7 protein-coding genes and 1 riboswitch are annotated in these 7083 nt (G+C 75.2%); of the genes, 3 read left to right on the top strand and 4 right to left on the bottom strand.

What is annotated here, in order from left to right:
• Nucleotides 1-264: 264 nt before the first annotated feature.
• Nucleotides 265-1050 carry a precorrin-4 C(11)-methyltransferase gene (gene cobM / locus VF825_RS08720; protein WP_331112261.1) on the bottom strand — a complete coding sequence of 262 codons (786 nt, stop codon included), beginning with the start codon at nt 1048-1050 and terminating at the stop codon, nt 265-267.
• The gene (gene cbiE / locus VF825_RS08715) at nt 1047-2288 is read right to left on the bottom strand and encodes a precorrin-6y C5,15-methyltransferase (decarboxylating) subunit CbiE (RefSeq protein ID WP_331112259.1); all 1242 of its coding nucleotides are present in this window, start codon (nt 2286-2288) and stop codon (nt 1047-1049) included. The genes cobM and cbiE overlap by 4 nt, the downstream gene beginning before the upstream one ends.
• A gap of 106 nt (nt 2289-2394) precedes the next feature.
• Nucleotides 2395-2535: riboswitch (cobalamin riboswitch) on the bottom strand.
• A 50-nt stretch (nt 2536-2585) separates the two neighbouring features.
• Between cbiE and VF825_RS08710 the strand changes: the two genes are divergently transcribed.
• From VF825_RS08710 to VF825_RS08700, 3 genes are read left to right on the top strand one after another with little or no spacing between them, the layout of a single operon-like run.
• Nucleotides 2586-3440 carry an MEDS domain-containing protein gene (locus VF825_RS08710; RefSeq protein ID WP_331112257.1) on the top strand — a complete coding sequence of 285 codons (855 nt, stop codon included), beginning with the start codon at nt 2586-2588 and terminating at the stop codon, nt 3438-3440.
• Nucleotides 3437-4381 carry a sensor histidine kinase gene (locus VF825_RS08705; RefSeq protein WP_331112256.1) on the top strand — a complete coding sequence of 315 codons (945 nt, stop codon included), beginning with the start codon at nt 3437-3439 and terminating at the stop codon, nt 4379-4381. The genes VF825_RS08710 and VF825_RS08705 overlap by 4 nt, the downstream gene beginning before the upstream one ends.
• A 22-nt stretch (nt 4382-4403) precedes the next feature.
• Nucleotides 4404-4799 (top strand): universal stress protein, encoded by a 396-nt coding sequence (locus VF825_RS08700; protein WP_331112254.1) that lies wholly within the window; start codon nt 4404-4406, stop codon nt 4797-4799.
• Nucleotides 4800-4820: 21 nt separating this feature from the next.
• Here the strand turns inward: VF825_RS08700 and VF825_RS08695 are convergent, their stop codons facing one another.
• Nucleotides 4821-6326 (bottom strand): cobyric acid synthase, encoded by a 1506-nt coding sequence (locus tag VF825_RS08695; protein WP_331112251.1) that lies wholly within the window; start codon nt 6324-6326, stop codon nt 4821-4823.
• The coding region (cbiB, locus tag VF825_RS08690; protein WP_331112249.1) for an adenosylcobinamide-phosphate synthase CbiB at nt 6319-7083 on the bottom strand (765 nt) is incomplete at its 5' end. The genes VF825_RS08695 and cbiB, both read right to left, overlap by 8 nt.

The following is a 7083-nucleotide window of genomic DNA, read 5'->3' as shown; positions in this document are numbered from 1 at the left end:
TGTGGACGCGATCTGCATCGACCGCGGCGGCGCGATCCTCGGCCGGGCCGCGCCGCGCGGACCACGCTGACCCGACCGACCGGGCCGGCCGCGCCGACCACGCTGACCGGGCCCACCGGGCCGACCGCACCGACCAGAGTGACCGCACCGACCAGACTGGACGCACCGACCCGGCATACCTCTCGAGCGCAGATGGCCCTCCCGCCAGGGTGACGATCCGGGTCCCGGGTGAGGTCGGCGGCCCGCTCGGACCACCCACGACCCTCACGACTCCTCGTGACCGGGGGCGCACGCACCAGGCCCGTCGCCGCTGCGCTCCCGGCCGGGTGAGTACAGGTAGCTGTCGCCGAACTGCTCGGCCCCGAGCACCCGGCCCACGAGGATGACGGCGGTGCGCCGGATGCCGGCCTCGCGGACCTGACCGGCGATGTCCGCCAGCGTGCCGCGCAGCACCACCTCGTCCGGCCGGCTGGCCATCGCCACCACGGCCGCCGGGCACTGCGCCCCGTAGTGCGGGACCAGCTCGGCCACCACCTGGTCGACCAGGTGCGTCGCCAGGTGCAGGACGACCAGGGCGCGGCTTCGGCCGAAGGTCGCCAGGTCCTCCCCGTCCGGCATCGCGGTCGCGCGCTGGGCCAGCCGGGTCAGGACCACGCTCTGCCCAACAGTGGGCACGGTCAGCTCCCGGCCCAGGGCCGCCGCCGCGGCGGCGAACGCGGGCACGCCCGGCACCATCTCCCAGGGCACGCCCGCCGCGTCCAACCGGCGCACCTGCTCGGCCACGGCGCTGTAGATCGACAGGTCACCGGAGTGCAGCCGGGCCACGTCCAGCCCGGCCTCGTGGGCGGCCACGAGCTCGGCCGTGATCTCGTCCAGGTCCAGTCCCGCGGTGTCCACCAGGCGGGCACCGGGCGGGCACTGGGCCAGCAGCTCGGGTGGCACCAGGCTCCCGGCATACAGGCAGACCGGCGAGGCTGCGACGATCCGCTGCCCTCGCACCGTGATGAGGTCGGCGGCGCCGGGGCCGGCGCCGATGAAGTGGACGGTCATCGGGCCACCGGCTTCACGACCGCCCACTGCGTGACCGGCATCCCTGCGCGCCAGCCGGTGAACCCGCCGACCGGCACCGCATGCGAGACCGCCACCCGGGTCAGCTCCCCTCCGTGGGCGGCGTACCACCGGGCGAGCAGTGCCTCGGACTCCAGCGTGACGGTGTTGGCGACCAGCCGGCCGCCGGGGCGCAACGCGGACCAGCAGGCCTCCAGCAGACCGGGGGCGGTGAGGCCGCCACCGACGAACACCGCATCCGGCGCCGGCAGGCCATCAAGGGCCCCAGGCGCCGCACCCGTCACGACCCGCAACCCCGGCACGCCCAGACGAGCGGCGTTCCCGATGATGCGCGCCGCGCGGTCAGGGCGGGTCTCGACCGAGACGGCACGACAGGTGCGGTGCGAGCGCAGCCACTCGATCGCGATGCTGCCTGACCCGCCTCCGACGTCCCAGAGCAGCTCTCCCGGCGCCGGGGCGAGCGCCGCCAGGGTCACCGCCCGCACCTCCCGCTTGGTCAGCTGGCCGTCGTGGTCGTACGCCTCGTCCGGCAGGCCCGGAACCAGCGACAGGCGCGGCTCCACGGTCCCCTCGCGAGAGCGCCGACAGCCCACCGCCACGACGTTCAGCGCCGCTCCCGGCGGAGCCACCCACGTGGCGGCCACACCCTCCACCCGCTGCTCGTAGGTCGAGCCCAGCTGCTCGAGCACGACGACCTCGCTGGCACCGAAACCCCTGTCCCGCAACAGGTCTGCTACCGCCGCCGGCGTCGAGGCGTCGGCGCTGAGGACCAGCAGCCGCACCCCGTCGTGGAGCTCACGAGCCACCGCCGACACGGGGCGACCGACCGCGCTCACCACCGTCGTGTCCTCCACCGGCCACCCCAGCCGGGCGCAGGCCAGCGAGACCGAGGAGGGGTGGGGCACCACGCGCACCGCCTCGCTCCCCAGCTCCTCGACGAGCGCCCGGCCGATGCCGAACCACATCGGGTCGCCGCTGGCGAGCACCACCAGCCCCGCCGCGCGGTGCTCGGCCACGAGACAGCCGAGCGCAGGGCGCAGGGGCGTGGGCCAGGCGACCCGGAGCGCCTGCACGTCCTCAGGGAGCAGGTCCAGCTGGCGGCGCGCCCCCAGCACCACCCCGGCGCACCCCAGCGCCCCCCGCGCGGACGAGGCCAGCCCGGCCCAGCCGTCCGCGCCGATCCCGACCAGCGTGACGGCCCGCCCGCCCGCACCGTCCACCAGAGGGTCACCCTGACTCTCCACCTGAGGTCGAGACTGTGGGGTGGGGTCTGTCAAGCGCACGACGGCACCGGCCTTCCTCGAGGTGTCCACGCCTCGGGTCAAAGGTCAATCTCGGTCGACGGCCGCAGTTCCTGGCTCACGCGCGAACGCGCCCACAGTGGCGGGACCGCCCCGGACTGGACCACACGGCATACCGCGTGGCCGGCACCGGAGTTCCTGCCGCACCGTCGAAGGTGTCCGGCGAGCCTATCCGCACCCTGTCCCGGGCTCCCCCGGCAGGCGTACCCTCGTGCAATGGCGACCGCCACTCAGGGCACGCCCGCCGTCGGCTGGGACGGTCACCTGCTCCTGCTGCACCGCAGCGAGGCCGAGCGCGGCGACGCGGTGGCCGAGTGGGTCCGGCACGGCCTCGAGTCCGACGAGCGGGTCATCTACGCCGAGCGTCCCGAGGAGTCCCCGGAGCGCAGCCTGCTCGGGGTCCTGCACCAGCGCGGCCTCGACACCTCAACGGCGGTGGACGAGGGTCGGCTCGTGGTCCTGCCGGTCGGCGACTTCTACCCCCGCGAGGGGCAGGCGGCGCTCGTGGACCGGGCCCTCGACGAGGGGTTCCGCCGCGTCCGCCTGTCCGCCGAGGCCCGCGTGGCGCTGAGCAAGGTGGCCCAGGACGACTACGAGCACTACGAGGACGCCATGGACGTGCTCTGCGCGACCCGGCCGGTGTCCGCGCTGTGCCAGTACGACCAGGGCAGCACCACCGGCTGGTGGCTGCGCCGCGCCACCGGCTCCCACCTCGGCGGCCTGCGCGAGACCCAGCTGCGCAGCACGCCCGCGGAGAGCGGTCTGTGCCTGGTCGGCAGCGTCGACCTCAGCAACGACCGGGTGCTCGAGGCGGTGCTCCAGCAGGCGACCGGGCCGCACGGCGAGCCCGGCGCCGCCAACCCCGAGGACGACCTGCTCTGGCTCGACGTGCGCGACCTCGACTTCATCGACGTCGCGGGCTGCCGGGCGCTGGCCCGCTCCACCGAGCGCTTCCGTCGCGGCGGTGGCGGCGTGGTCCTGGTGGCACCGAAACCGGTCGTCGACCGCACCCTGCACCTCATGGGGGTCGACGAGATGCCGGGTGTCGCGGTGGTCACGGGCCGGCCATGACCCCGGCCCTCGAGGGCCTGGCGCACAACGCCCTCATCCACGCCTCCGACGACGAGCTCCTCGCGGCCGCCGTGCCGTTCCTGCGCGAGGGGCTGACAAGTGGCGGAGCGGCCGTCGCCGTCTGCAACGAGCACCAGTGCGGCCTCCTCTCCGACGCCCTCGGCGACAACCGCCTGCAGCTGCTCCCCGGCGGCGGGCAGTACCGCCGCAGCACGATGGCCCTCGACGGCTACCGCCGGATGATGGAGGACGCCCTCGAGGAAGGCGTGAGTCGCGTCTGGCTGGTGAGCGACACCGACTTCGGCCAGAACCCGCTCCTGTGGCAGGAGTGGGCGCGCTACGAGGCCTACGTCAACCGTGCTCTCGCCGCGTTCCCGCTGACCACCCTGTGCCTGTATGACGCGCGCCGGCTCCCGGAGCAGGCCCTCCGCTACGGGCGGATGACCCACCCGCGGGTGCGCTCGGGCACGGCCTGGGAGCCGAACCACGACTACCTCGACCCCGATGCGTTCAACCGGGCCATGCCGCCGGCGGACGAGCAGATCGAGGCGACCCCGTCGATGCGCGCGGTGCTGCACGACCGGATGGCGCTGTCCCAGCTGCGGGAGGACTTCCGCCGGGCCATGCGGCTGGTCGGCACCGACCCTGAGGCCTCGGAGGAGTTCATCGCCGCGTTCAGCGAGGTGGCCGCGAACGCTTTGGTGCACGGCCTGCCGCCGGTGTGGGTGCGTCTGTGGGCCGAGCCGCAGCGACTGGCCTGCACGGTGAGCGACCACGGGTCGGGCTTCGCGGACGACTTCGCCGGCTACCTGCCGGAGGATCCCTACGGCCTGGCCGCCTCGGGCCGCGGGCTCTGGCTTGCCCGCATGCTGTGCGACCGCGTCGAGATGTGGTCGGATCCGGCAGGATTCACGGTGAGGCTGTCCACCTGGCCCGACTGACCCCGACGAAGGAGCCCGTCCCGTGATCATTCTCGCCGGCTACATCCCCACCCCCGAGGGCCTGGCGGCCGTCGACGCCGCCATCGCGCAGGCGCAGCGCGACGACGCCCGGCTCGTCGTCGTCAACGCCGTGCACCACGGCAACTACGCCGACCCCAACTTCGCCGAGGGCCGCGACCTCGACGCCCTGGAGAAGCAGCTCGCGGCCTCCGGCGTGCCCCACGAGGTCCGCCAGCCCACCGAGGACACCGCTGCCGGCGACTCCATCCTCGCCGCGGCCCGGGAGGTCGGCGCCGACCTGATCGTCATCGGCCTGCGCCGCCGCTCCCCCGTCGGCAAGCTCATCACCGGCAGCACGGCGCAGCAGATCCTGCTCGAGGCCGAGTGCCCGGTGCTGGCGGTCAAGCCGCCGGCCTGAGCGGCGGGACGCCCGCCGGGCTCAGCCGTCGAGGCCCATCACCGCGCCGAGCGCCGCGGTGTCGAGGTGCTCCTCGACCGCGTCGGCGAGCCGGTCCAGCATCGCCTCGCGCCGCGCGGCGAAACCCGGCGCGCTGGTCTGCGGCGCCCAGGCGACCCCGGCCTGCCGTGCTACCTCGGTGAGGAACGCGCGCCGGAAGCCGTCGGACTCGAACGCCCCGTGCCACGTCGTGCCGTGCACCGAGCCCCGGCTCCACCCGTCGAGGAACGGGCTCACCCCGGTCGCGTCCGCCGTCAGCGTGGCACTCCCGTGGTGGATCTCGTATGCCGTGACCTCCTGCCCGCGCCACTCACCGCGGGGCGTCCCCAAGGTCTTCTCCGGCGCGAAGGTCACCCGCGTGGGCAGCAGCCCGAGGCCGGGAACCGTTGTGGCAGAACGCGACTCGACGGCGGCGCAGTCGTCGACCACCTCGGCGAGCATCTGGTAGCCACCACAGATCCCGAGCACCGGACGGCCCGCGGCGGCCCGGGCCAGGACCGCGTCGGCCAGACCCCGCTCCCGCAGCCACGCCAGGTCTGACAGCGTCGCGCGGGTCCCGGGCAGCACCACGAGGTCGGCGCCCGCGACGACGTCGGGGTCGGCGGTGACGCGCACGTCGACCCCGGGCTCGGCGGCCAGTGCGTCCACGTCGGTGGCGTTGGAGACCCGCGGGAAACGGACCACCGCCACCGACAGGGTCGCCCCCGCCGCCCGCGCGCCGTCCCCTCCGGACCCGCCCGCCCCGCCGGCCCCACCGGACCACCCCGCGATGGCGAGGGCGTCCTCGGAGTCCAGCCACACGTCGTACAGGAAGGGCAGGACCCCGAGCACCGGCCGCCCGGTGCGCTCCTCGAGCATGCGCAGCCCCGGCTGCAGCAGGCCGAGGTCGCCGCGGAACTTGTTGACGACCCAGCCGCGCACGTGCGCCTGGTCGGCCTCGTCGAGCAGGGCGAGCGTGCCGTACATCGCGGCGAACACCCCGCCGCGGTCGATGTCGCCGACGACCACGACCGGCAGGTCGACCGCGCGGGCCAGGCCCATGTTGACGTAGTCGCCCTCGCGCAGGTTGATCTCCGCCGGGCTGCCGGCACCCTCGGCCACGACCACGTCGTGGCGCCCTGCGAGGTCCTCGAACGCCTCGAACGCCTTCTGCGCCAACACCTTTCGTCCCTTGGCCCACTCCCCCGCCCGGAGCTCGCCGAACGGCCGGCCCATGAGCACCACGTGCGAGCGCCGGTCCGAGCCGGGCTTGAGCAGGACCGGGTTCATCGCCGCCTCGGGCACGGCCCGCGCGGCCACCGCCTGCACCCACTGCGCCCGGCCGATCTCCGACCCGTCGGCGCACACCATCGAGTTGTTGGACATGTTCTGCGCCTTGAACGGCGCCACCCGCACGCCCTGCCGGGCCAGCCAGCGGCACAGCCCCGCGGTGACCAGGCTCTTGCCCGCGTCGGAGGTGGTCCCGGCGACCAGCAGCCCCCTAGCCACGTCGCCTCCCGGCCCCGGCAGCGATGACGACCGCCACCGCGAGCGCCGACACGGACACGGCCCGTGACAGGGTCACCGCGCGGCGCAGGTCACGCACCCGCACCTCTCGGCCACCGTCGAGCACGCCACGGTCCTCCTCGGTGTCGCCGTACCGGTTCACGCCCCCCAGCTTCACGCCCAGCGCTCCGGCGAAGGCCGCCTCGACCGGGCCGGCGTTCGGGCTCGGGTGCGCCGCGGCGTCGCGCTGCCACACCCGCCACGCGTCGCCGCCCCGGCCACCGACGAACCGCGCCGTCGCCGTCGCCAGCAGCGCCGCCACCCGGGCGGGGACGAGGTTGGCGAGGTCGTCCAGCCGGGCCGCGGCCCAGCCGAAGCGGTGGTGCCGCGGCGAGCGATAGCCCACCATCGCGTCCAGCGTGTTCACCGCGCGGTAGCCGAGCAGGCCCGGCGCCCCCGCCACGGCACCCCACAGCAGCGGGGCCACGACCGCGTCGGAGGTGTTCTCCGCCAGGGACTCCACGCTCGCCCGGGCCAGCTCGCCGGGTTCCAGGCCGCTCGCGTCCCGCGCGCACAGGTGTGACAGCCGGCGGCGCGCCCCGGTCACGTCGCCCTCGCGCAGCAGCCCCGACATCGCGGCCCCCTCACGCGCGAGCGAGGTGCCGCCGAGCACGCTCCACGTGGCCGCCGCGACGACCGCCGCCTCCCCGACCGCACTGCCGCGCACCAGCCGCTCGCCGGCCCAGCCCAGGCCGGCCGC

This window comes from Oryzihumus sp. (assembly GCF_036391795.1).
Taxonomy (GTDB): domain Bacteria; phylum Actinomycetota; class Actinomycetes; order Actinomycetales; family Dermatophilaceae; genus Oryzihumus.
This window is presented reverse-complemented; position numbering and strand designations above follow the sequence as displayed.

Excerpts from the sequence above, each read along its gene's own strand:
- cobM (WP_331112261.1), bottom strand. The coding sequence starts at position 1,050 with ATGACCGTCCACTTCATCGGCGCCGGCCCCGGCGCCGCCGACCTCATC.
- VF825_RS08710 (WP_331112257.1), top strand. The coding sequence starts at position 2,586 with ATGGCGACCGCCACTCAGGGCACGCCCGCCGTCGGCTGGGACGGTCAC.
- VF825_RS08705 (WP_331112256.1), top strand. The coding sequence starts at position 3,437 with ATGACCCCGGCCCTCGAGGGCCTGGCGCACAACGCCCTCATCCACGCC.